A 23100-nucleotide genomic window follows, 5' to 3' on the forward strand; every position below is an offset into this window, starting at 1 on the left:
ATTTTACCTAATTTTACCTACTCAGTATATTCCTGCCGCACATTTTCTTGTCTTATGAAACTACCAATTCTCTCTTTAACGACGATCCTGACCCTAACCCTTGGAGGCCTGCAAACCGCGAAGGCGCAGACTATGCCAAAAGAAGAACTGATTTTCCTGACCTCCGAATGGAAAGGTGAACGCTTCCCTGACGGCCGCCCGAAAATCTCCGACGACCTCGTCCGCCGAGCAAAGGACATCAATATCGAAGAAGCCTGGGTAGTGCTCAAAAACGAAGGCTATAACTGCCAGTTTGAAGGCAACTGGAAAATCGTGCACGACGACGTGGTGATCGCCGGCCGTGCACTGACGGCGCAGTTCATGCCTTCACGCCCGGATATCGAAAAGAATATCAAAGACCGCGGTGCCAAACAAGGCCGCATCGGCAATACCAACTCCTGGCCGATCGACATGCTCAGCAAAGGCGACGTATACGTAGCCGACGGTATGGGCAAAATAGTGGAAGGTACGCTGATCGGCGATAACCTGGCCAATTCTATTTTTGCCAAAACCGGCAATGGTGTGGTATTCGACGCCTCCGTGCGCGACCTCGACGGCCTCTCCAAAATCCCCGGTTTCAATGCATTCGTCCGTGATTTCGATCCTTCGTATCTCAAAGACGCGGTGGTCACCGGCATCAATACCCCTATTCGCATCGGCCGCGCGGTAGTACTTCCCGGCGATCTGGTTTTGGCCAAAAAAGAAGGGGTAATCTTCGTCCCGTCGCACATGGTCGAGAAAGTGGTGCAAACCGCCGAATTCATCGCACTGCGTGACAAATTCGGCATTCAAATGCTGAAAGAAGGCAAATACACCCCAGGCCAGATTGACAGCCAATGGACCGACGCTCTGAAAACAGACTTCCTGAAATGGCTCGACAAAAACCCGAACGAAATCCCTATGAAACGTTCGGAGCTCGACGAATACATGAAAAAAAGAACCTGGTAGGCGAGTAACCGGGACTGGTTTTCAGCATTTCCTGTCTGGTGAAACAGACAGGAATTTTCTTTCCCTTTTTCAAAATTGCATTTTAAATACATTAATATGAATATTTACAAGCTCATATCCGCCGTCGCCACGGTTTGCCTGCTGATAGCGCTCTACCTCGCTTTCACGGGGAGCCTCCCTTCGGCCGGCCCCTTCTTCATTGCATTCTTCCTGTCGCTGGCCATCAGTTTCAGGGGATATGAAAAACTAAAAGGTTTCACTTACACCACCGTGATTTTCGCGGCGGTAACCACCGCATTATACTACCCTCAGCATTTCCTCACGGTGGGCGACTTTAAACTTTCAACGCTGATCACTCCACTCATCCAGATCATCATGTTCGGGATGGGTACTTCCATGAGTTTCGGCGACTTTGTGGGGGTGGTTAAAATGCCCAAAGGTGTACTGATCGGCGTAGTGAGCCACTTTATCATCATGCCGACGATCGGTTATACGCTTGCGAACATCAGCGGCTTCCCGCCTGAAATCGCTGCTGGGATCATTCTCATCGGCTGCTCACCGAACGGCATGGCTTCCAATGTGATCTCTTACCTGGCGAAAGCGAACCTGGCTTTGTCCATTACCATTACCGCCATTTCCACCATGCTCGCGCCTATCGTAACGCCGGTCCTCATGAGCATGCTCGCAGGCGCGTTCGTGAAAATCGACACGCTGCATATGATGTGGGATATCATTAAAATGGTGATCATCCCGATCGGCGCCGGGCTTATCTTCAATAAGCTGTTCAGCGGAAAAGTAAAATGGCTGGATGCCGCTATGCCATTGGTATCGATGGGCGGTATCGCGTTCATTATCGTAATCATCACGGCTGCCGGCCGCGACAGCCTGCTTTCCATCGGGCCTGCATTGCTGCTCCTCGTGTTAATCCACAATCTCTCGGGTTACACGCTCGGTTACTGGTCGGGGCGCCTGTTCCGCATGAGTGAGCGCGACTGCCGTACGATTGCCATTGAAGTAGGCATGCAAAATGGCGGTTTGGCTTCCGGTATTGCCAAGGAAATGGGTAAAATGGCCACCGTAGGCCTCGCCCCCGCAATCTTCGGACCACTGATGAACATTACCGGTTCCATCCTCGCCTCCTGGTGGCAAGGCAAACCCACCGGCGATGAAGATACTTATGTAGAAACGGGCAGAGCCCATTAAAATGAACGAGGCGCAGTTATTAGCTGCGCCTCGTTTTTTGTCAAGTGTTGACAGGAGTTGTCATTCGTTGTCAGGTATTGTCAATTTTGTTGGATAAATTCTTAACTAATCCTGACCATTCCTGACCACCCTTGACCATTTCTGACTTCCTCCCTTTCGACCTTCGTCCTTCCTCCCAAAAATATCAATCCTCTTCCAGCAACAGCTGCATATAAACCAAATCCAGCCACTGGTCGAATTTATAAGCTACTTCTTTGAGGTAACCCTTCTCCACAAACCCATATTTCTTGTGAAATTCAATGCTTGCGCGGTTCGAGGCATCAATGCAGCCTATCATCGTATGCAGGCCCGACTCCTTCGCACGTTGGATGAGGCTCCCTAGCAATTTACCACCTACGCCCATGCCACGCGACTTTTCGTCGAGGTAAATGGAATGCTCCACACTGAATTTGTACCCGATTTTCGGACGGAAAATATTATAGGAACCATAACCGATCACTTCGCCTTCCAGCTCTGCCACAATCACCGGCATACCGTCATAGAACATCTGTTCAAACCAGGCTTTTTGTTGTTCCATGGTCCGGGCTTCGTAATCATAAATAGCCGTGGTGTTCAGAATAGCGTGGTTGATAATTTCCAACAGCGAAGGCAGATCCTTAGGAGCGGCACTTCTGATGATCAAATCCATCAAAATAAAGCAGGTCGTTATACAGGTTTCAATATTAGGGTCAAAAATACCTTATTATTTTAAAAAATTTCACGTCTTATCCACGTTCTGTTTTACGTTTTTTTCTAATTCTTTTGAAAATCCTGAATTTCGAATAGCTTTGCCTCAACTTTAGGGGTGTCCCAACATGCGGACTGAGATCATACCCTTTGAACCTGATGCAGCTAGTACTGCCGAAGGGAAAAGCAGGTGTTACTGTGCACGTAGCTCCGTCTATTCTTTCTTCATAGGTCCATCCCTGAGTTTTTTGTATTTAAAACTGAATCAGGAATGGAAATCATCCTAAACGGTCAGACAAAGCAAATAGCCGTCACTTACACGGTAGGGCAACTCGTATCCGAGCTGTTTCCCTCCGGCAAAGGCATCGCAGTAGCCATCAACCAATCGGTAGTCCCGAAATCCGACTGGCCCACGCGCCAATTCTCCCCCAACGACCAGATTACGCTCATTACCGCCACCCAGGGCGGCTAGCATTGCATTGTCCTGTATCCACCATTTAACCAGAAAAACAGCATCATGAAGACAGAAAAAACGCCGGAAACCATCACCCGAGACCCGTTTCCCAATTCGAAGAAAATATATGTGAAAGGGCAAATCCACGACATTTCCGTGGCCATGCGCGAGATTTCACTGAACGATACGCGCATACATGGCGGCCCGCATTCAGGTCGCCTCGGAGCCAGCGAGCCCAATGAGCCGGTAACCGTGTACGACACCAGCGGCCCTTATACCGATCCCAACATTGAAATAGACGTCAAAAAAGGCCTTCCTGCATTACGTGCGGAATGGGTACGCTCGCGCGGGGACGTGGAGGAACTGGAAACGATTTCCTCTGAATACGGCCGGATGCGCCTCGCCGACGCGAAGCTCGACTATTTGCGGTTCGCACATAATGCAAAGCCGTTACGCGCCAAAGCCGGGCAGAACGTTTCTCAGCTGCATTATGCTAAAAAGGGTATTATCACGCCGGAAATGGAATACATCGCCATCCGCGAAAATCAGCGCATTGACGCGCATTTGCAGTCGCTGAATGGTAAAGCTGGCGCACTGGCGCACCAGCACGCCGGACATAGTTTTGGGGCAAATACGCCGAAAAGCCACATTACCGCCGAGTTTGTAAGACAGGAAGTAGCGGCCGGAAGAGCGGTAATCCCTTCGAATATCAACCACCCGGAGAGCGAACCGATGATTATCGGCCGGAATTTTCTGGTGAAAATCAATGCCAATATCGGCAACTCGGCCGTTTCGTCGAGCATTGAAGAAGAGGTCGAAAAAGCCGTCTGGGCATGCCGCTGGGGTGCCGACACCATTATGGACCTGTCCACCGGCAAGAACATCCACGAGACCCGCGAGTGGATCATCCGCAATACGCCGGTGCCCATTGGTACCGTACCTATTTACCAGGCTTTGGAGAAAGTAAATGGCAAAGCCGAAGACCTGACCTGGGAGCTTTTCCGCGATACGCTCATCGAGCAGGCCGAACAGGGTGTGGACTATTTCACAATTCATGCGGGCGTCCTGCTGCGCTACATACCGCTGACTGCCAAACGCATCACCGGCATTGTTTCGCGTGGCGGGTCGATCATGGCGAAATGGTGCCTGGCGCATCACAAAGAAAACTTCCTGTACACGCATTTCGAGGAGATCTGCGAAATCATGAAGGCTTACGATGTGGCATTCTCTTTGGGCGACGGCCTACGCCCCGGCAGCATTGCCGATGCTAACGATGCCGCACAGTTCGCGGAGCTCGAAACGCTGGGCGAATTGACCAAAATCGCCTGGAAGCACGATGTGCAGACGATCATCGAGGGCCCCGGCCACGTACCGATGCATTTGATCAAAGAGAATATGGAGAAGCAGTTGAAACACTGCCATGAAGCGCCATTCTACACATTAGGCCCATTGACAACCGACATCGCGCCCGGTTACGACCACATTACCTCGGCCATCGGCGCGGCCATGATCGGCTGGTTCGGCACGGCTATGCTTTGCTACGTAACCCCGAAGGAGCATTTGGGATTACCCAATAAAAAAGATGTAAAAGACGGTGTGATCACCTACAAAATCGCCGCCCATGCCGCCGACCTCGCCAAAGGCCATCCCGGCGCACAGTACCGCGACAATGCATTGAGTAAAGCCCGCTTCGAGTTCCGCTGGGAAGATCAGTTCAACCTTTCGCTGGACCCCGACACCGCACGTGAGTTTCACGATGAAACGCTTCCGGCCGAAGGGGCCAAGATCGCCCACTTCTGCTCGATGTGTGGTCCGAACTTCTGTTCGATGAAAATCACGCAGGACGTACGCGACTATGCGGAGGAAAACGGACTGATGGCCGAAGACGCCGTGGCCGAAGGCATGCAGCAGAAAGCGCGGGAATTTGCAGAAAAAGGCAGCGAGATTTATCTGTAATGGAGCTCATCGTCATAACTCACCCGGAAATACTGTCCGAAGAAGCCGGTATCGTCAACCGGCTCTTCGCACACGGACTTGCACGCCTGCATGTGCGCAAGCCCAAAGCCACGGAAACCGAGCTGCGAATATGGCTGGAACAGATCGATCCGCAATTCCGAGGACGCATTGCACTGCACCAGCATCATGAGCTTGCCCATGAGTTTGGCATTACCGGGTTGCATTTCACTGAGAAAAACAGGCTGACGCAGAGCGAGGAAACATTGGAAATATTGAAAAGCGATGGATTCACAATCAGCACCTCGACACATGATCCGGAAGAACTTGAAAGACTTTCGCACCGCTTTGATTATGCATTCCTGGGGCCGGTTTTTGATAGTATTTCAAAGGCTGGTTATTCGGCGAAGGTCCCTTCTGATTTCAGATTAAGGAAATATAGTTTTCCGGGCAAAGTCATTGCATTAGGAGGCATTCATGCAGAAAATTTGAGATCTGCATTAAAAATGGGCTTTAATGGAGCAGCAGTGCTTGGCAGCATCTGGCAAAATCCCGACAATGCTGTTGCTCAGTTTGAAAATCTAAAATCATTACAATTATCTCTAAAATCATCTCAGCATCCTTCATCTCAACAATCATCATTTCAGCAGTCATCCTGCATCCCCAGGTTAAAACCCGGGGCAATAGATTTGGCATTGGAGATCGATGTATTTGAACAAAAACAAATCGGCTCAAAAGCAAAAGCAGTCCATTGCCCCGGGTTTCAACCCGGGGATAAGAAGCAAAAGGATGCAGCTGATTTTATAGACAAATTGCATTTTATCTCCAATGAAACCGGTACCATGTCGCATATCGACAGCATTCGCCTGGCTCTGGAAGCGGGCTGCCGGTGGATTCAGTTGCGGGTGAAGAACCGGCCGGAGGAAGAGGTGCTGCCTATTGCCTGGGAAGCTACGCAGTTGTGTGACCGCTATGAGGCGAAGCTTATTATTAATGATTTTCCACGCGTTGCCCTTGCCGTGGAAGCCCATGGGCTGCACCTCGGGCTCACGGACATGCCTATACCCGAGGCGCGCGCATTCGTGGGCGAGAAAATGGTGATCGGTGGCACGGCTAATACCTGGGACGATATTGTTCGCCGGATCGGTGAAGGGGCGGATTACATCGGCCTCGGGCCGTTCCGGTTTACCAATACCAAGCAAAACCTGAGTCCTATTCTGGGCATAGGTGGCTACTCCGCTTTGATGCACCAGATGCGGCAGGCCGGTCATTCCATACCCATTATCGCCATCGGTGGCATTACATCCGACGATATCCGCGGGCTTCGCGAGGCAGGCCTTTATGGTGTGGCAATGTCCGGCGCGTTGATTGCCGCGGACGATCCGCAAAAAACATTTTACCAAATCCAACAAGCATTATGCTGACCATTGCAGATAAAACATTTCAATCCAGGCTCTTCACCGGCACCGGCAAATTCAGTTCGGCAGCAGTAATGGAAGATGCGTTGCTGGCTTCCGGCTCCGAACTGGTGACGGTAGCCCTGCGCCGAGTGGATGTACACGACGCAGGCGACGATATCTTAAGCCACCTGACGCACGATCACATTCATTTGTTACCCAATACCTCCGGCGTGCGCACGGCTAAAGAAGCGGTTTTCGCCGCGCAGCTCGCGCGCGAGGCATTGGAAACCAACTGGCTAAAACTCGAAATTCACCCCGACCCGAAGTACCTCATGCCGGATCCGATCGAGACTCTGAAGGCAACCGAGGAACTCACCAAACTGGGTTTTGTGATCCTGCCTTACATTCACGCCGATCCTGTGCTTTCCAAAAGGCTGGAAGAAGCAGGGGCATCAGCGGTCATGCCGCTCGGCTCGCCGATCGGCAGTAACAAAGGTTTAAAAACCATTGATTTTCTTGAAATTATCATCGAGCAGAGCAAGGTTCCGGTGGTAGTAGACGCGGGTATCGGCGCGCCGTCGGATGCCGCGAAAGCAATGGAGATCGGGGCTGACGCGGTATTGGTTAATACCGCCATTGCGGTGGCCGGGGATCCCGTCGCCATGGCGGAGGCTTTCAAACTCGCCGTGCAATCGGGAAGAATGGCCTATGAAGCCAAATTAGGATCGAAGGGGAGACTGGCAGTGGCCAGCAGCCCGTTAACCGCATTTCTGGATGAGCTTTAAAGAAGAATTTGCCCGGTATTCCTGGGATACGGTTAAGGAGACCATTTATACCAAAACCGCCGCCGACGTGGAACGGGCATTGACCGCTCCCAAAAGAACATTGGACGATTTCATGGCGTTGATTTCCCCTGTCGCTATCGCCTACCTGGAACCGATGGCCAGGTTAAGCCGGCAGCTGACCCGGAAGCGCTTTGGAAATACCATTCAAATGTACGTGCCGCTGTATTTGTCCAATGAGTGTACCAATATATGTACCTACTGCGGGTTTAGTCTGGATAATAAAGTACGCCGGCGAACCTTGACCGACAGTGAAATCCTGCGGGAAGTCGAAGTGATCAAAAATATGGGCTACGAACACGTGCTGCTTGTTACCGGCGAAGCGAACCAGACCGTGCATGTGGAGTATTTTAAAAAGGTATTGAAGCTGATCCGCCCGCATTTCGCGCAGGTATCTATGGAAGTACAGCCGCTCGACCGCGATGAATACAAGAAGCTGATCCCGCTTGGCCTGCATTCGGTACTGGTTTACCAGGAAACCTATCATCAGGAAGATTACCGGAAGCATCATCCGAAAGGTAAAAAAGCCAATTTCAATTACCGGCTCGAAACACCCGACCGGCTCGGCCAGGCAGGTATTCACAAGATGGGCTTGGGGGTATTGATCGGTTTGGAAGACTGGCGCACCGACAGTTTCTTCACCGCCCTGCATTTGAATTACCTTGAAAAAACCTACTGGCAAACGCGGTACAGCCTCTCATTCCCACGCCTGCGACCCTTCTCCGGCGGCCTGGAACCGAAGGTGGAGATGAGTGACCGGGAACTGGTACAACTGATTTGTGCCTACCGGATTTTCAACGAGGAAGTCGAACTGTCGCTCTCCACGCGTGAATCCGAGAAATTCAGGAACCATTGCATTCAGTTGGGTGTAACATCCATCAGCGCCGGCTCCAAAACCAACCCGGGCGGCTACGCAGTCGAGCCGGAATCACTCGAACAATTCGAAATCTCGGACGAGCGAAGCCCTGCTGAGATCGCCCGGATGATCCGCAACGCAGGCTACGAGCCGGTTTGGAAGGATTGGGACGCTTCTTTAATTTTGAATGATTGAATGATTGAATAAAACAAATTCAGTCATTCAGTCATTCAGTCATTCGGTCATTCAATTATTATGTTCACACCCATCGAACGAAAACGCTACGCGCGCCAGATCATCATGCCGGAAATGGGGCTGGAAGGTCAGGAGAAGCTGAGTGCCGGCAAAGTGGCCGTGATAGGCGCAGGCGGGCTCGGCTGCCCGGTCCTGCAATACCTGGTGGCTGCGGGTGTAGGGGAGATCGGTATTATCGACGACGACACTGTGGACCTTACCAACCTGCACCGGCAAATACTGTATTCCGCCGATGATATTGGTAAAAACAAGGCCATTACCGCAGTCGAAAAACTCTCGGTACTCAACCCATTTGTGCACCTTACCGCCTATCCCGATCGGCTGACTGCCGAAAACGCGGCAGATTTACTTCATAGTTATGATCTGGTCATCGACGGTTCCGACAATTTCGAAACCCGTTACCTCGTCAACGATTTTTGTGTGGAATTGAACAAACCCTTTGTTTTCGGCTCTATTCTGCGTTTCGAAGGACAGGTTTCGGTGTTCAACTACCAGGGAGGGCCTACCTACCGGTGCCTTTTTCCCGACGCCGAGGAAGGCGATAATTGTGCGGAAGCGGGGGTAATGGGCGTATTGCCCGGCATTATCGGCACATATATGGCCAATGAGGCGATCAAGATAATGGCAGGCATTGGCGAACCATTGTCAGGCAAATTACTGGTTATCAACACACTTTCAAATACCCAATCCGTCTTTGAGTTTTCTAGATCAGCGTCCGCGGTTCCTGCAAAGTCTCCGGAACCAGCTGTCAAACAACCTGCTGAGGGAAATACACGCGAAATGTCTTACGACGAGTTCGAGGCATTGCGGGAAGCGGATCCCGGACAGATTTTGCTTGTAGATGTACGCGAATATTATGAATTTGAGGCGGATAACTTCGGCGGGGAGAATATCCCGCTCTCCGAAATCCCCGAAAGTATCCAGACATTCCCTTCGGGCAAAAAAGTCGTTTTTTACTGTACTAGCGGCAAACGAAGCTTGCAGGCAGCGAAGCTCCTGACGCAAAGCGGTTACGAAGGACAGAGCTTCTGGGCACAGCACTGGTAATTGATTATGCAAGTCAAACCGACACACCTTCTTTCCGGCGTTGTGCGGCATTTTCTGGTCATAGAAAGTGATACACAATCAGCTATGCGGATCTTTTCGGATGGCAATACAGGGGTGGTGTTCAACTACGGCGACCCGCTTTTTTATCAAAATGAAACGCATTCCGCCCCCGCGCCCCTTCCTGCAAGTTTTTATATGGCCAACTCGATACATACAGGAATGTCTGGGTGGAGGGGAAAATCCGCCTGCTTATCGCGGTCCTGTTTCCGTTCGGAGCGACTGCGTTGTTTAAAATACCTGCACCGGAACTGAGAAATCAAATTGTCGGGTGTGTAGATTGTTTTGGAACCAACGTTGAGTGGATAAGCGATCAAATTGCCGCCTCGCCTGCGATTCATGACAAAATCAGGTTAGCAGAGCATTTTTTGCTAACCCATTTACAAAATCCGGGGCAAAATAGCGCACTGGTAACCAATGCCATTAACATTATCCATTCACAAAATGGCCTAATTTCGGTTGCACAGCTTACCAGGCTGACCGGCGCAGCAGAGCGCCAGCTTCAACGCAAATTTGAAGAGCAGATCGGCATTTCACCGAAACGTTACGCCGGCATCACCCGCATGCAATACGCACTCAGAATGCTGCGAAAAAGGTCCAGCTGTTTATCATTGGCCGGCATTGCCTGCGAAGCGGGCTTCTTCGACCAGGCCCACCTGATCCGCGAAATGAAGAACCTGTCGGGACTTACGCCCGGCCAGTACCTCAGCCCGCAAAACGTCCTGGCTGCGAATTTGATCCGGCTCGTTCATTAGTTTCTGCTGCTTGTCGGGTTTGTACAATACATGCCTTGTCTGTGCATGTACTTTTGGATAAAAAAGACAGCTATGAAACCGATCAAAATCGCAACGGCCCAGTTTGAAAACAAAAGCGGCGACAAAGAGTATAACCTTGGTGTAATTCGTCAGCTCGCCGGCGATGCCTCAAAAGCAGGTGCGCAGGTCATCGCATTTCACGAATGCTCTGTTACCGGCTACACTTTCGCACGAAACCTATCACGGGAGCAACTGCTCGCAATCGCCGAACCGATTCCGGATGGCCCGAGTATTCGCGCTTTGCAAGCCATTGCGGCAGAGCATAACATTGTAGTCCTGGCCGGCCTGTTCGAGAAAGATGCGGATGATAAAATGTACAAGGCCTACGTGTGCGTTGATCAAAACGGCCTCATTGCCAAATACCGCAAGTTGCACCCTTTCATTAACCCGAACCTTACGCCGGGCGATCGATATGTGATTTTCGATTTGTTAGGGTGGAAATGCGGGATACTTATTTGCTACGATAACAACATTATAGAGAATGTAAGGGCCACGAAACTGCTGGGAGCCGACATCATTTTCATGCCGCACGTAACGATGTGTACACCTTCCACCCGCCCGGGTGCGGGGTTTGTAGATCCGGCCCTCTGGCAAAACCGAGAAGCCGACCCAACCTCTCTCCGCCAGGAATTCGACGGGCTCAAAGGCCGCGCCTGGCTCATGAAATGGCTCCCCGCACGCGCCTACGACAATGCTGTGTACGCGATATTCTCCAACCCGATCGGCATGGACGACGACCAGCTCAAAAACGGCTGCTCCATGATCCTCGACCCTTTCGGCGACATCATCGCCGAATGTCGCAAACTCGACAACGACTTCACCATCGCCACACTCACCCCGGAAAAGCTGCAACAAGCCGGTGGGCACCGTTACATACAGGCCCGCCGACCGGAATTATACCGGGATGTGATCGGGCAAGGTCACGTCTCCGAGCAACGCGTGATTTGGCTGTAAAGCCTAAACTCCTTGAATTCGCTCAATGAATTTAGCTAAATTGATTGAATTGAGCCTCGCATTTTGGTCATTTAGCGGGCAAATGAGCCAAACGTACTTACCGGCAATTTTGAGTTTAAGCAAAATTTAATAATCTATCAATTACGTAGATTAAATAGTTTTGCTATTTTTGTAACTCTATATTCCAAAATTCTAAAATTCACGGTAATGCTTGCCAAAGTGCTCTCGCTCAAACTGCCCTCGTCACCGACCTGGTATATCGTTCCGATTGCAGCCATCCTTCTGTTACTGGGGCTTCTCCTGACAAATGGTGTCATCAGCGTCAGCACCGAACAGGTTACAGATTTCCTTACGGGCGATTTCGCATTGTATGTACTGGTAGGTCTGGCAGCACAGCTTGTGGACGGCGCGTTGGGAATGGCTTACGGCGTTACTTCCAACTCGTTTTTGCTGAGCCTTGGCGTCACGCCCGCGGTAAGCAGCGCCAGCGTGCATTTTGCCGAAATGTTCACTACCGGCGCTTCGGCGATCTCGCATTTCCGTTTTAAGAATATCAATAAAAAACTTTTCAAGAGCCTACTCATACCAGGCGTATTAGGCTCAATTACAGGTGCATATATACTGTCGGATGTCATAGACGGCAATGCCATCAAACCGTTCATCGCCTTTTACATGCTGATATTGGGCGTGATTATCATCCGTAAGGCACTGCAAAAAACTTTTATCAAAAATAAAACCAGGCGCATCAGCATGCTCGCAGCGGCGGGAGGCTTTCTGGATTCAATCGGCGGTGGCGGCTGGGGACCCATCGTCACTTCTACCCTGCTCGGACAAGGCCGCGATCCCCGCTACACCATCGGGTCGGTGAATGCCGCAGAATTTGCCGTGGCATTCGCAAGCGGTATTACTTTTATGCTTTTTACAGGGGTTGACAGCTGGAAAGTCGTTCTCGGGTTGATTGTCGGCGGCGTCATGGCCGCTCCTTTCGGCGCCATACTTGTGGGTAAGATCAAACGCAAGCCGCTGATGCTCCTCGTGGGTGTACTGGTAATCGGCCTGAGCATCCGGACTATCCTACTCAGCATTTAACAGACCATTTCCCACCATATCCGACGCATTTTGCCTAGTTTTGTACAAAACAGGCACATTACCATGCTCACCGATTTCGGTTATATACTGCTCTTCATTATCGCCGCGCTGATATTGCTCGGCCTGATGCTCACCATTGCGAAATTCCTCCGCCCGCATAATCCCAACGAAGAGAAGCTGTCTACCTACGAGTCCGGCGAAGAGCCGCTGGGGAATGCCAATATCCAGTTCAATGTCCGGTTCTACGTCGTTGCATTGATTTTCGTACTGTTTGAAGTGGAGTTGCTGTTTCTTTTCCCCTGGTCGGTAGTATTTGGAAGCGAAGAGCTCATCGCGCAAACGAACGGCCAATGGGGCTGGTTTGCCATGGCAGAAATGACCGTTTTCATAGGTATCCTCATTTTCGGCCTCGCCTACGCCTGGGCCAAAGGTTACCTCGACTGGGTCCTGCCCAAGCCGCAGATTCCGGAAGTCAAATCCCCGGTTCCGGCAGATTTGTATGCTAAAGTCAACGAACGGTACAAGAAATAGTACTTCTAGTCGATCCAGTTTTCTAACTTTAGATTGTCTAGATTCTTGAAATCCTTCGTGTTGCGCGTTACCAACGTTAGGCGATGCGCGATAGCTGTGGATCCGATCAGTAGATCAAATTCACCAGTCGGTAAGCCGGCCTGCCGCAAAGCTGCCTTTTGCCGAGCGTATTCGTCAAAGCTCTCCCCTATCAGCAATATGCGGCCGGAAAAAGCAGCACGCAACCAATTCAAATTTTGACGGTTTGCAGGACGACGGTTCATTGCGCTATTTTCCACTCCAAACATCAATTCCAAAATCGTGATTTCTGATAAGTGGCAGGAATTTAGCCCGACTGCTTCGAGCCTGTTAGCAAGACCTTCATGTCCCTTGAACAAGTGAATGCAAATATTAGTATCCAGCAAGTAGCTCATAGGTTTACCTCACGCGAGCGGTCGCTGCGTGCATTGTAGATCATCGATTCCAGCTCCTCGGCGGTCTCCTCTCCCCGCCAACTACCAATAAATTTTTTCATTGCAGCCTCTTGGTCGGTATTCCGCATCGAATAGTCGCCGTGAGTTTCCTTTACCAGCAGGCCCAGCCGCTCGGCCAGCCCTTTTAACAGAGCAAAATCAATATCGCTTTCTGTCTCAATAGTGATTGTATGTGCCATATATCGCTTTTTCAAGAAAAACTCCGTTCCTAAGACCACGGTTCCAATTTACAGAAATCTCCGGGTTGTTCAAAACCCACGCCTTTTGTTATCTTAGATATATAACTTTCTGATAAACAACTCCATAAATTATCGAAAGGAGTGGTTGATTTATCGAATTATATTGACAGTTACTTAAAAAATACCGATTTTTCGGGCTTAGTACCCATTCTGTCATCATCAACAAAATACTATGGAGGCTTTCACAAAGAATTTACACGCCGGGCGTGAACGAAAAGGATTTTCCGTCGCTCAAATGGCGTCATCACTCCAAATGAGCGAAGAACAATATAACGAGCTGGAAAGCGGGCAGGTAGCTCCTTCGGTTGACATCCTTAAACAACTCTCCAAAGTCCTTAACTGCACTGTGCCTGAACTGATCACCGACCGCCCTGTGCAGCAAATCGTTCGCGACATTCCCCTTGGGCAATTTTCGCCCGAGTCGCTGAGCGAAATGGACAAGGATACCTATATTAAAATCCTCGAAAACCAGCTGCGCACGCTGCTCGCCGAGAAAAAAGGGGCCTGACCTAGTGCATTCCGCCCCATTTTTTCATATGCGGACGCGGAAAGAACACAAACCCCAATTGCAGGTAAAGCTGGTTTACCTTTAAACGGGACAGATCATCGACCGTTACATTGTCGCCCTTCCATTTACGCCTTCCAAGAACAGGCTGATGGTAGGTCAGCTTGCCGCTCAGGTACACTTTTTCGTGAATTTTGGGCAGAAAATTCATTTTGTAATCCACCCCGATACCTCCATGCAGATTGATATTGGCGGTATACAGCTTCACGGCCTGGTAAGCCGAGGGGTTGTTCAGCAACTGCTGGGCAGATACGGACGCATTGCTTTTGATATTGAGCCTGTACAACATGAAATCGGCACCTAACGGTATCGTCACGTTCCAGCGCGCATTATTTACGAGTTTGGGTCCGCCGTCGGTGCCAATGCCGAATCCGTTCAGATATGCCTTGCGCGTATCGCGGTCGGAGGTGTAGTTGGTGCTATTCATGACGATAATCCTGGCCTCAGAGAACCACCGCTCCGATTCGGTGCGACGAGCGAGCACGAGATTCCCCATAAAAGATGTGAACGGTTTTACCTGCAGACGGGCAAGCTGGTCGCGCAGGGATTTGTTGTTCGGCAGCATTCCAAGCTCCGCATAAACGGCCATTCCACTTTTGAATATCCTGACGGTGGAGTCCGATTGGGCCGACGCTGCGCCGATACAAAAGGCCGAAAGCAGGAAACAGATGAGTAATTTTCGTTCCATATAGTTGATGGTTTGTGTTTGTTTTGTAACGCCGCCTGAAACGGTTTCTTGCCAAATATGGTTAGTTTTGCAGACGAACAATGTATTTTAAAGCAATATCCGTACCAAAATCCGGCATCTTCAAATATTCATGAGTGAACGAATCAAAACCGGCGACGGCGGTATTATCCTGACCAATGCAGAGGACCTGATGAACTGGGCTCGCCTGTCGTCGCTATGGCCAATGGGCTTCGGTTTGGCGTGCTGCGCGATAGAGATGATGGCAACCTACGCGGCCAACTACGATCTCGAACGCTTCGGTATTATGCCGCGGCCTTCGCCCCGGCAGTCGGACGTGATGATTGTGGCCGGGACGGTTACTTTCAAAATGGCCGACCGTATCCGGCGGCTGTACGAACAAATGCCGGAACCGCGCTATGTGATCTCGATGGGCAGCTGCTCCAACTGCGGTGGCCCTTACTGGGAGCATGGGTACCACGTCGTGAAGGGCGTCGACCGCATTATCCCGGTGGATGTATACGTACCCGGATGCCCGCCCCGGCCCGAGGCGCTTATCGGAGGCTTTATGAAGTTACAGGAAAAAATCCGCGGCAAACAGGAGGCCGTCCCGGGCCTCTTCCTTGAAATGGAAGCCGCAGGGTCACAAGCTGTTTTATCCTAATCCTACCTATGACTTTTCAGGAAATCGTCGATATTATTGCCGCCCAGTTTCCGGAATACGCCATCATGGCCGAAACCAGGAACCTGCAATCTGCGCTGAATGTCCCCGCGCAAGGTATCGCATCCATCTGCCGTTTTTTACATGAAGACGAAAGGCTGTATTTCGACTACCTGGCCTGCATTACAGCCATCGATAACGGTGCCGCAGCCGATACGATGGAACTGATTTATAACCTCACATCCATTCCCTACGGCCGGGACCTGACCCTGAGAACCGTTTTTCCAAGAAATACGACCAAGACGACCTTGCCGTCCGTGCCCACTGTGAGCCACATCTGGCGCACAGCAGACTGGCATGAGCGCGAAGCGTTCGACCTGATGGGCATTACCTTTGAAGGTCACCCGGATCTCCGGCGTATCCTGCTTCCCGAAGACTGGGAAGGCCACCCGCTTCGCAAGGACTACAATGCCCAGGAAAGGTACCATGGCATTTATGTTCGCTACGAAGATGGTAAGGCCCTGGAACCGTCCACTGATCCGGATAGGGCATAGCATATGTTTTGCGTGCATTCGGGCAAATAATCACGCATATTTGGTAGCATGAAAAAGCCTCGTTATTTTTCGTTACTAAATTTTAATGATCACCCGCATGCGCTTCATCATACTGACGGCCCTCTTTCTCGGCTCTTTGCAATCAGCACTCGCAGTCACCGACTCACTTATTATCAAGGGTCGGATCAATAACCTCAACGGACGGCTTTACCGTCAGGCTCCGTTTATCACCTTTTCACGAAACAATATCCTGCAACCCCAATCGGAACTGAGCAAACAGGCCGATTTACAGGCTGACGGGACTTTCCGCGTTTCTCTTCCTATGCTTTTCCCGCAGGAAGAAATTTATATGGATTACGGTGGAAAAGCGTTCACTACTTTTCTCGGATCGCCCGGGACCGTCGAAATTACTTTCGATGGAGATTCTATTGGCAGAGCTAAAAAGCTGTTCTATTTCGCAGGAGCCAATGCAGACGCCAACAATCAATATCCTTTATATCTGGCCGCGGAAAACCAGCGTTTGAACAGCAGCAGGACACTGGGGACCGATTTTTTCAAAACATTTTGGGAGAAAAGCCCGTCCGACGCCCGCTTTATCGCCGAGAGCCGCGGTGAACTGCGGCTCGGATCAGTCAAAGCGGCTACGCAAAGTACAGTAACATCGCCTGTTTTGTATAATTGGGTCAAATCGGTTACGGACGAGGAACAGTTGCAGATTTTGTATGAACACGCATTGAGCAATCAGTATCAGGTCAGCAAGGCGCTGCTCGACAGCCTTAAACGCCTCGACCGGGCACCGTTGACCGGACAGCGGGTGATTTGGGCCAACCGGTTCGGCAACTACGCCGACCAGTTGGTAGAAGGAAAAAAATTCGACAACCCCAGCAGAACCAATTCATTGCCGGTGAAATTAATGGCAGCGCTGATCCGCGACAACTCCAAAAGCCTTTCTGCGGACGACCGCCAGCACCTGAACCAGATCGCATCGAACGGCCTGGCCGAAAAAGGTGAGCTCGATTTCATGAACAAGCTTTTCGCTCGCAATGAAATGGTGTTGAACCTGCTTTTCAACTACGAGCGAGAGAGCCGCATTTACGGGGATTTGTTCGACAGCACCGCCACCGAGTTTCTCAAAGTACGCTACCTCGCCAAAAACCTTTACAAATACACCTATCAGCAGCAGTTGTTACTCAATAAGCACATTCAATCCCGGACCGGCATACCGCAGTTCAGGCAATCGCTCGACGAGATCGTTCAGCTCGAAGTGAAGGACAGCGCAGATATCCGCAAGCTGGTGGATTTCAAAAATGCACGTACCGCACCGGTCGAGGCATTGCCCGGCTATTACCTCAGCGCTTCCAACGACCGCGGTACTTCCTGGTTCAACGGGATTGTCGATGGACTGAAAGGGAAAACAATCTACCTCGTCAAGTGGAATATCGAGGATGCCAAGAGCCGCGAGGAACTGGATTTCATCCCGACGTTGCAAGCCAGGCTGCCGGAAGATATCGTCTTCCTGTTCGTGCACTTTTCAACCGAAAATTATACGGTTTCGGATGCTTTGCTGCGGCAATACATTGTGCGGCACAGGTTAAAAGGCATTCACATGTCGGTAAACGATAGTCAGGCGATGGACCTGCTGTTCCGTCTCAATCCGCTGGATTTCGCGACATTTTCCATTATCCGGCCAAACGGCAAATTCGCCACCAAAAATGCCCCGGCACCAAGCGAAACGGAAAAGACGGCCAAGGCGCTGATCGAGGTCAACAGCCAGTAGTTTTATACCTCGCATTGGTGCGTTTGCGTTAAGAAACAGTTGATTTGGAATCCGGATAGCCCATGTGCAAATATTTGCTGTTGTTTCTGATGCTTTCCTTCTGCGCGTCGGCACAAAACCCCGACAGCCTGGAAGTGCACAGCCGCGACAGTATCCGGTACACCAATCTCAAAGCCCGGATGTCCAAAACCAAGTTCTCGCGGGCGGTTTACCGGCTGCTATTCAGGGATGTGTACAACCAGGGCAAGGTAACCGAGGTCAAGGAGATTGAAACTAACCCGTTCACGCCCTACGAAGGCATGGTAATCCGGAAAATCTACATCCGACAGCTGAATATCCTGGGCGAATCGGTTTATGATACCACCCGGAAAGGCAACCAGCTTGAAAGGTTTTTAAGTAAAAGTGTCCATACCAACACACGGGAAGGTATTATCCGGAAATCTTTCCTGCTGTTTTCGGAGGGCGACGATATCCAGGCGCATGTGCTGAAAGATACCGAACGTCTTTTACGCTCCAACCGGATGTTCGTCGATGCTCGTATCATTGTCATTCCCCGAAAGGATGTGACCTGGATGGCGGACATTATCGTGCTCATTCAGGATTCGTGGTCGCTCAATTTCTCGGGGAGCTTCAGTTCGTTCAATAAATTCGGCATAGGACTTGAAAACATCAACGTGCGGGGAACGACGCATTCCCAGCGAACGGCTATTCGCTGGGATTCGAGGGACTCCGTGCGAAAGTTTCAGTTCCGTGCCATTTACACAGTCCCTTATATTGGTAAAACTTTCATCACTGCCCAAGCCAGCCTGATCTTCGAGCGCGACCTGCAAGAACAATCCATCCGGTTCAACCGCCGGTTTATTACAACCGAGACAAAGTACGCGGGTGCTTTGGAAATAGGTCATTACAATACAAGGCAGATCAAGCGGGAATTGCAATCGAAAGACTCGCTTACCCTCCTGCTGACCGATTACAAATACTACGATTTCTGGATCGGGCGGGCATTCAAATTCCCCTTTCCCGACAGTAAGCTGGCCCAGAACTCCCGGATCGTGACGGCATTCAGGCACAACAAATACAATTACGACGAACGCCCTGAGGTAGCCCCGAATCTCAATAAGAATTACTGGAACCGCACTGCGACGCTCGTCAGCCTGGGCTTCTCCAACCGGAACTATAAGCGCGACGTTTTGATTTACGGCTTCGGACGGACAGAGGACGTTCCGGTGGGTAGCTTGTTCGCGCTCACGATCGGGCGCGAGAACACGGAGTACGGCGCGCGTGGCTACGGCGGCCTTCAATTCGCGACAGGCAAATACCTGCCTCATAACCTGGGCTATTTCTACGGGCTGGCCAATTTGGGCACCTATTCCAAAAACGGTGTGGCCCAGCAGGGGGTTATCAATGGAGAGGTTACCTACATCAGCAATTTGATCCCATTCCGGTACAGCTTTTTCCGGCAGTTTGTCAACATCAGGTTTGCGAAAGGCATCAACAGGGACCCGCTGGATTATCTTAATATCAGCGGCGACAGAGGCATCCGCGGCATTAACAATGACCGGCTGATCGGTACCAAGAAGCTGACCATCGGAACGGAAACCGTATTCTTCTCCGACAAGAGTCTTTTGGGATTCCGTATCGCCTATTTTGTGTTCGCGGATTTAGGTCTCGTCAATGGCGTGCCGCATCTCTGGAAAAGCCCGCTATACCAGGGTTATGGGCTGGGCTTGCGGCTCCGGAACGAAAATCTTACCTTCAACACCCTTCAAATACGCTTCGGGTATTACGTCAATATTCCCGAGCTTTCCTCACCTACCCGTTTTGCTGCTTCGGGCAACGTTCCCCTGCGCCTGCGCGACTTCGACATCTCCGCACCGGCCATTGCGCCGTTTCAGTAGCGAACAAATCACTTCCACAACTATCTGATTACTTGGTCATTAATGATCTGATTTCAAAATTTTACAGTTATTTCAACCCACTTCCTGTCCTTTTTCGGATATGAGAATTAACTTTGTGGAATTTTTGGACGTACCCCTGCTCAAAATCGTCAGGCAACTGCCAAAAGTTGTTCAAGTATTTCCTTCATTTCTACAAATTACCATTTACTGTGCCCAAAAATACGAGTATCAAATCCGTTCTGATTATCGGTTCAGGCCCCATCGTCATCGGTCAAGCGTGCGAGTTTGACTATTCTGGCTCTCAGGCAGCCCGTTCACTACGCGAAGAGGGGATTGAGGTAGTTCTGATCAACTCCAATCCTGCAACCATCATGACTGACCCTATCAGCGCAGATCATGTGTACCTGTTGCCACTCGAAAAAAAGTACATCGTTGAGATTCTGGAAAAACACAAGGCGATGGGCAGGCCCATCGATGCGGTACTTCCCACCATGGGAGGCCAAACGGCGCTGAACCTGGCGATCGATTGCGATAAGGCAGGTATCTGGAAAAAGTATGACGTGGATATTATCGGGGTGGATATCAAAGCGATTGAAACGACCGAGGACCGGGAGAAATTCCGTCTGAAAATGCTCGAACTAGGCGTAAACGTGTGCCAGGGCCGCACAGCCCGCTCTTTCCTCGAAGGAAAAGAAATCGCACAGGAGATCGGCTTCCCGTTGGTAATCCGTCCTTCATTTACCCTCGGGGGTACTGGCGGTGGATTTGTGGAGAAAGAAGAGGATTTCGACAAAGCGCTCAACTACGGCTTGCACGCATCGCCTGTACATGAAGTATTGGTGGAGCAAAGTGTAATGGGCTGGAAAGAATACGAACTTGAATTGCTTCGCGACAGCAAGGGTAACTTCATCATCATCTGTTCGATCGAGAACTTTGACCCGATGGGTGTGCACACCGGCGATAGTATCACCGTGGCACCTGCGATGACACTTCCGGACACATTATACCAGCAAATGCGCGACCTTTCGATCAAAATGATGAATGGTATCGGCAAGTTTGCGGGTGGCTGTAATGTACAGTTCTCGGTGAACCCCGCGGACGACAAGATCATCGCGATCGAAATTAACCCGCGTGTATCCCGTTCATCGGCATTGGCTTCGAAAGCGACGGGTTACCCTATCGCGAAAATTGCCGCGAAAATGGCGATCGGTTACGATCTCGATGAGCTCATCAACCCGATCACCGGCAGCACTTCCGCATTCTTCGAGCCTTCGATCGACTACGTGATCGTGAAAGTTCCGCGCTGGAACTTCGATAAATTCAAAGGCGCCGATCGCTCACTGGGACTTCAGATGAAGTCGGTGGGAGAAGCGATGGGTATCGGACGTAACTTCCAGGAGGCATTGCAAAAGGCTTGTCAATCGCTGGAAATCCGCCGCAACGGCCTGGGCGCCGACGGTCGCGAGCTCCGCGACCAGGAAGCTATCAAGCACAGCCTGGCACATCCGAGCTGGGACCGCCTGTTCCACATTTATGATGCATTCAAAATAGGTCTGTCGTTCAAAACGATCCAGAACCTGACTAAAATAGATGCGTGGTTCCTCCGTCAGATCGAAGAGTTGATCGAACTGGAACACGAAATCGAGAAATACGACCTGGAAGACCTGCCGAAAGAACTCCTTTTGACAGCAAAACAGAAAGGTTACGCCGACCGTCAGATTGCACATTTGCTTGGTACTAAGGAAAGCAAAGTCTACGATCGTCGGAAAGCACTGGGTATCAAGCGTGTATACAAATGCGTTGACACTTGTGCGGCCGAGTTCGAAGCTAAAACGCCTTACTACTACTCTACTTTCAATACCTCCCAGGAATTCCCTGATAACGAGTCGATTGTCAGCAACCGCAAGAAAGTGATGGTACTGGGCTCAGGACCTAACCGTATCGGCCAGGGTATCGAGTTCGACTACTCCTGCGTACACGGGGTACTGGCCGCGAAAGAGGCAGGTTACGAAACGATCATGGTGAACTGTAACCCTGAAACCGTTTCGACCGACCCGGATATTTCCGACAAACTGTACTTCGAACCTGTTTTCTGGGAGCACGTTTTCGACATTATCGAGCACGAAAAACCTGAGGGTGTGATCGTTCAGCTGGGTGGTCAAACTGCCCTGAAAATGGCTGAGAAACTGGAAAAATACGGTGTAAAAATCATCGGTACCGACTTCCATTCCCTCGACTGGGCGGAAGACCGCGGACGGTTCTCGTCACTGCTCGAAGAACTGGGCATTCCTTATCCGAAATTCGGAACCGTACGGACTTCCGACGCTGCCGTTGAACTTTCACGCACGCTGGGCTTCCCGCTGTTGGTTCGTCCAAGCTACGTTTTGGGTGGACAGAGCATGAAAATTGTGATCAACGAGAAGGAGCTGGAACAACATGTGGTGAAAATCCTGCAAGATATTCCGGACAACAACATTCTCCTCGACCACTTCCTCGAAGGCGCATTGGAAGCAGAAGCCGATGCAATCTGCGACGGCGAGGACTCTTACATCATCGGTGTCATGGAGCATATCGAGCCTGCGGGTATCCACTCGGGCGACTCTCACGCTGCATTGCCGCCATTCGACCTTACTGCCGACGAAATCCGTCAGATCGAAGAACATACCCGCAAAATCGCGAAAGCGATGAATGTAAAAGGATTGATTAATGTTCAATTCGCGGTGAAAGACGGCGTCGTGTACGTGATCGAGGCTAACCCTCGCGCTTCCCGCACGGTACCATTCATTTGCAAGGCCTATGAAGAGCCTTATGTGAACTACGCAACCAAGCTGATGCTTGGCGACAAGAAGGTGAAAGACTTCAACTTCAACCCGAAGAAAAACGGCTGGGCGATCAAGATTCCTGTATTCTCATTCAACAAATTCCCGAATGTGAACAAGGAGCTCGGCCCTGAAATGAAATCGACCGGTGAAGCGATTTACTTCATTAAGGACTTGGAAGATGAGTTCTTTCAGAGAATTTATGGCGAAAGAAATCTGTACCTGAGCCGGTAAGAATAACATTTACAAGGTGATCAAGC

General features: G+C 50.7%; 22 protein-coding genes, 2 pseudogenes and 1 riboswitch. Of the genes and pseudogenes, 20 read left to right on the forward strand and 4 right to left on the reverse strand.

The features are described 5' to 3' along the window. The first annotated feature begins 54 nt into the window (after positions 1–54). Both AC2YIT_RS00990 and AC2YIT_RS00995 read left to right on the forward strand, forming a co-directional pair. Complete coding sequence (locus AC2YIT_RS00990; RefSeq protein WP_487277964.1) at positions 55–987, forward strand: RraA family protein; 933 nt, start codon at positions 55–57, stop codon at positions 985–987. A gap of 96 nt (positions 988–1083) precedes the next feature. Beyond that, positions 1084–2190, forward strand: coding sequence for a bile acid:sodium symporter family protein (locus tag AC2YIT_RS00995; protein WP_487277965.1), 1107 nt, complete (start codon positions 1084–1086; stop codon positions 2188–2190). A 184-nt stretch (positions 2191–2374) separates the two neighbouring features. On the opposite strand, the gene AC2YIT_RS01000 is transcribed toward AC2YIT_RS00995, so the two are convergent. Next, positions 2375–2878 carry a GNAT family N-acetyltransferase gene (locus tag AC2YIT_RS01000; RefSeq protein ID WP_430843332.1) on the reverse strand — a complete coding sequence of 168 codons (504 nt, stop codon included), beginning with the start codon at positions 2876–2878 and terminating at the stop codon, positions 2375–2377. Between the two features lie 142 nt (positions 2879–3020). Continuing rightward, positions 3021–3116: riboswitch (TPP riboswitch) on the forward strand. A gap of 71 nt (positions 3117–3187) precedes the next feature. Here AC2YIT_RS01000 and thiS point away from each other — a divergent pair. The 12 genes and pseudogenes from thiS to AC2YIT_RS01060 all read left to right on the forward strand — a co-directional run bounded on the left by thiS (position 3188) and on the right by AC2YIT_RS01060 (position 13169). Continuing rightward, on the forward strand, positions 3188–3388 hold the full coding sequence (thiS, locus tag AC2YIT_RS01005; RefSeq protein ID WP_430843330.1) for a sulfur carrier protein ThiS: 201 nt from the start codon (positions 3188–3190) through the stop codon (positions 3386–3388). A gap of 45 nt (positions 3389–3433) precedes the next feature. Further along, positions 3434–5326, forward strand: a complete 1893-nt coding sequence (gene thiC / locus AC2YIT_RS01010) for a phosphomethylpyrimidine synthase ThiC (RefSeq protein ID WP_487277966.1) — start codon at positions 3434–3436, stop codon at positions 5324–5326. Beyond that, entirely contained in the window at positions 5326–6747 is a 1422-nt protein-coding gene (locus AC2YIT_RS01015) for a thiamine phosphate synthase (RefSeq protein ID WP_487277967.1), read from the forward strand. The genes thiC and AC2YIT_RS01015 overlap by 1 nt, the downstream gene beginning before the upstream one ends. Further along, positions 6741–7508, forward strand: a complete 768-nt coding sequence (locus AC2YIT_RS01020) for a thiazole synthase (protein WP_487277968.1) — start codon at positions 6741–6743, stop codon at positions 7506–7508. Before AC2YIT_RS01015 ends, AC2YIT_RS01020 begins: the two co-directional genes overlap by 7 nt. Continuing rightward, positions 7498–8616, forward strand: a complete 1119-nt coding sequence (gene thiH, locus AC2YIT_RS01025; RefSeq protein ID WP_487277969.1) for a 2-iminoacetate synthase ThiH — start codon at positions 7498–7500, stop codon at positions 8614–8616. Before AC2YIT_RS01020 ends, thiH begins: the two co-directional genes overlap by 11 nt. 60 nt (positions 8617–8676) lie before the next feature. Beyond that, on the forward strand, positions 8677–9723 hold the full coding sequence (gene moeB / locus AC2YIT_RS01030) for a molybdopterin-synthase adenylyltransferase MoeB (RefSeq protein ID WP_487277970.1): 1047 nt from the start codon (positions 8677–8679) through the stop codon (positions 9721–9723). 6 nt (positions 9724–9729) lie between these two features. Further along, positions 9730–9858: pseudogene (locus AC2YIT_RS01035) on the forward strand (DUF6597 domain-containing transcriptional factor); the annotation flags it as partial. Positions 9859–9914: 56 nt separating this feature from the next. Beyond that, a pseudogene (locus AC2YIT_RS01040) lies at positions 9915–10037 on the forward strand (hypothetical protein); the annotation flags it as partial. A gap of 111 nt (positions 10038–10148) precedes the next feature. After that, on the forward strand, positions 10149–10535 hold the full coding sequence (locus AC2YIT_RS01045) for a helix-turn-helix transcriptional regulator (protein ID WP_487277971.1): 387 nt from the start codon (positions 10149–10151) through the stop codon (positions 10533–10535). A gap of 72 nt (positions 10536–10607) precedes the next feature. Further along, positions 10608–11549: a nitrilase family protein gene (locus AC2YIT_RS01050; RefSeq protein ID WP_430843316.1), complete on the forward strand. Its 942-nt coding sequence runs from the start codon at positions 10608–10610 to the stop codon at positions 11547–11549. A gap of 207 nt (positions 11550–11756) precedes the next feature. Further along, on the forward strand, positions 11757–12638 hold the full coding sequence (locus AC2YIT_RS01055) for a sulfite exporter TauE/SafE family protein (protein WP_487277972.1): 882 nt from the start codon (positions 11757–11759) through the stop codon (positions 12636–12638). 63 nt (positions 12639–12701) lie between these two features. Further along, positions 12702–13169, forward strand: a complete 468-nt coding sequence (locus AC2YIT_RS01060; protein WP_487277973.1) for an NADH-quinone oxidoreductase subunit A — start codon at positions 12702–12704, stop codon at positions 13167–13169. Between the two features lie 5 nt (positions 13170–13174). Here AC2YIT_RS01060 and AC2YIT_RS01065 read toward each other — a convergent pair whose 3' ends face one another. Further along, positions 13175–13582: a PIN domain-containing protein gene (locus AC2YIT_RS01065; protein WP_487277974.1), complete on the reverse strand. Its 408-nt coding sequence runs from the start codon at positions 13580–13582 to the stop codon at positions 13175–13177. Further along, on the reverse strand, positions 13579–13821 hold the full coding sequence (locus tag AC2YIT_RS01070; RefSeq protein ID WP_430843307.1) for a hypothetical protein: 243 nt from the start codon (positions 13819–13821) through the stop codon (positions 13579–13581). The genes AC2YIT_RS01065 and AC2YIT_RS01070 overlap by 4 nt, the downstream gene beginning before the upstream one ends. Before the next feature lie 232 nt (positions 13822–14053). On the opposite strand from AC2YIT_RS01070, the gene AC2YIT_RS01075 reads away from it, so the two are divergent. After that, entirely contained in the window at positions 14054–14389 is a 336-nt protein-coding gene (locus AC2YIT_RS01075; RefSeq protein ID WP_487277975.1) for a helix-turn-helix domain-containing protein, read from the forward strand. Between the two features lies 1 nt (position 14390). On the opposite strand, the gene AC2YIT_RS01080 is transcribed toward AC2YIT_RS01075, so the two are convergent. Beyond that, on the reverse strand, positions 14391–15134 hold the full coding sequence (locus tag AC2YIT_RS01080) for a hypothetical protein (protein WP_487277976.1): 744 nt from the start codon (positions 15132–15134) through the stop codon (positions 14391–14393). A 130-nt stretch (positions 15135–15264) separates the two neighbouring features. Here AC2YIT_RS01080 and nuoB point away from each other — a divergent pair, with 130 nt between their 5' ends. The 5 genes from nuoB to carB all read left to right on the forward strand — a co-directional run bounded on the left by nuoB (position 15265) and on the right by carB (position 23074). Then, complete coding sequence (nuoB, locus tag AC2YIT_RS01085; protein ID WP_430843301.1) at positions 15265–15795, forward strand: NADH-quinone oxidoreductase subunit NuoB; 531 nt, start codon at positions 15265–15267, stop codon at positions 15793–15795. 8 nt (positions 15796–15803) lie between these two features. Continuing rightward, positions 15804–16346 carry an NADH-quinone oxidoreductase subunit C gene (locus AC2YIT_RS01090; protein WP_487277977.1) on the forward strand — a complete coding sequence of 181 codons (543 nt, stop codon included), beginning with the start codon at positions 15804–15806 and terminating at the stop codon, positions 16344–16346. 97 nt (positions 16347–16443) lie between these two features. Beyond that, entirely contained in the window at positions 16444–18123 is a 1680-nt protein-coding gene (locus AC2YIT_RS01095; protein ID WP_430843297.1) for a hypothetical protein, read from the forward strand. A 62-nt stretch (positions 18124–18185) separates the two neighbouring features. Beyond that, entirely contained in the window at positions 18186–20021 is a 1836-nt protein-coding gene (locus tag AC2YIT_RS01100) for a BamA/TamA family outer membrane protein (protein WP_430843295.1), read from the forward strand. 209 nt (positions 20022–20230) lie between these two features. After that, entirely contained in the window at positions 20231–23074 is a 2844-nt protein-coding gene (carB, locus tag AC2YIT_RS01105) for a carbamoyl-phosphate synthase large subunit (protein ID WP_430843293.1), read from the forward strand. The last annotated feature ends 26 nt before the right edge of the window (positions 23075–23100 follow it).

It is taken from the genome of Dyadobacter sp. SRI_021 (assembly GCF_057586235.1).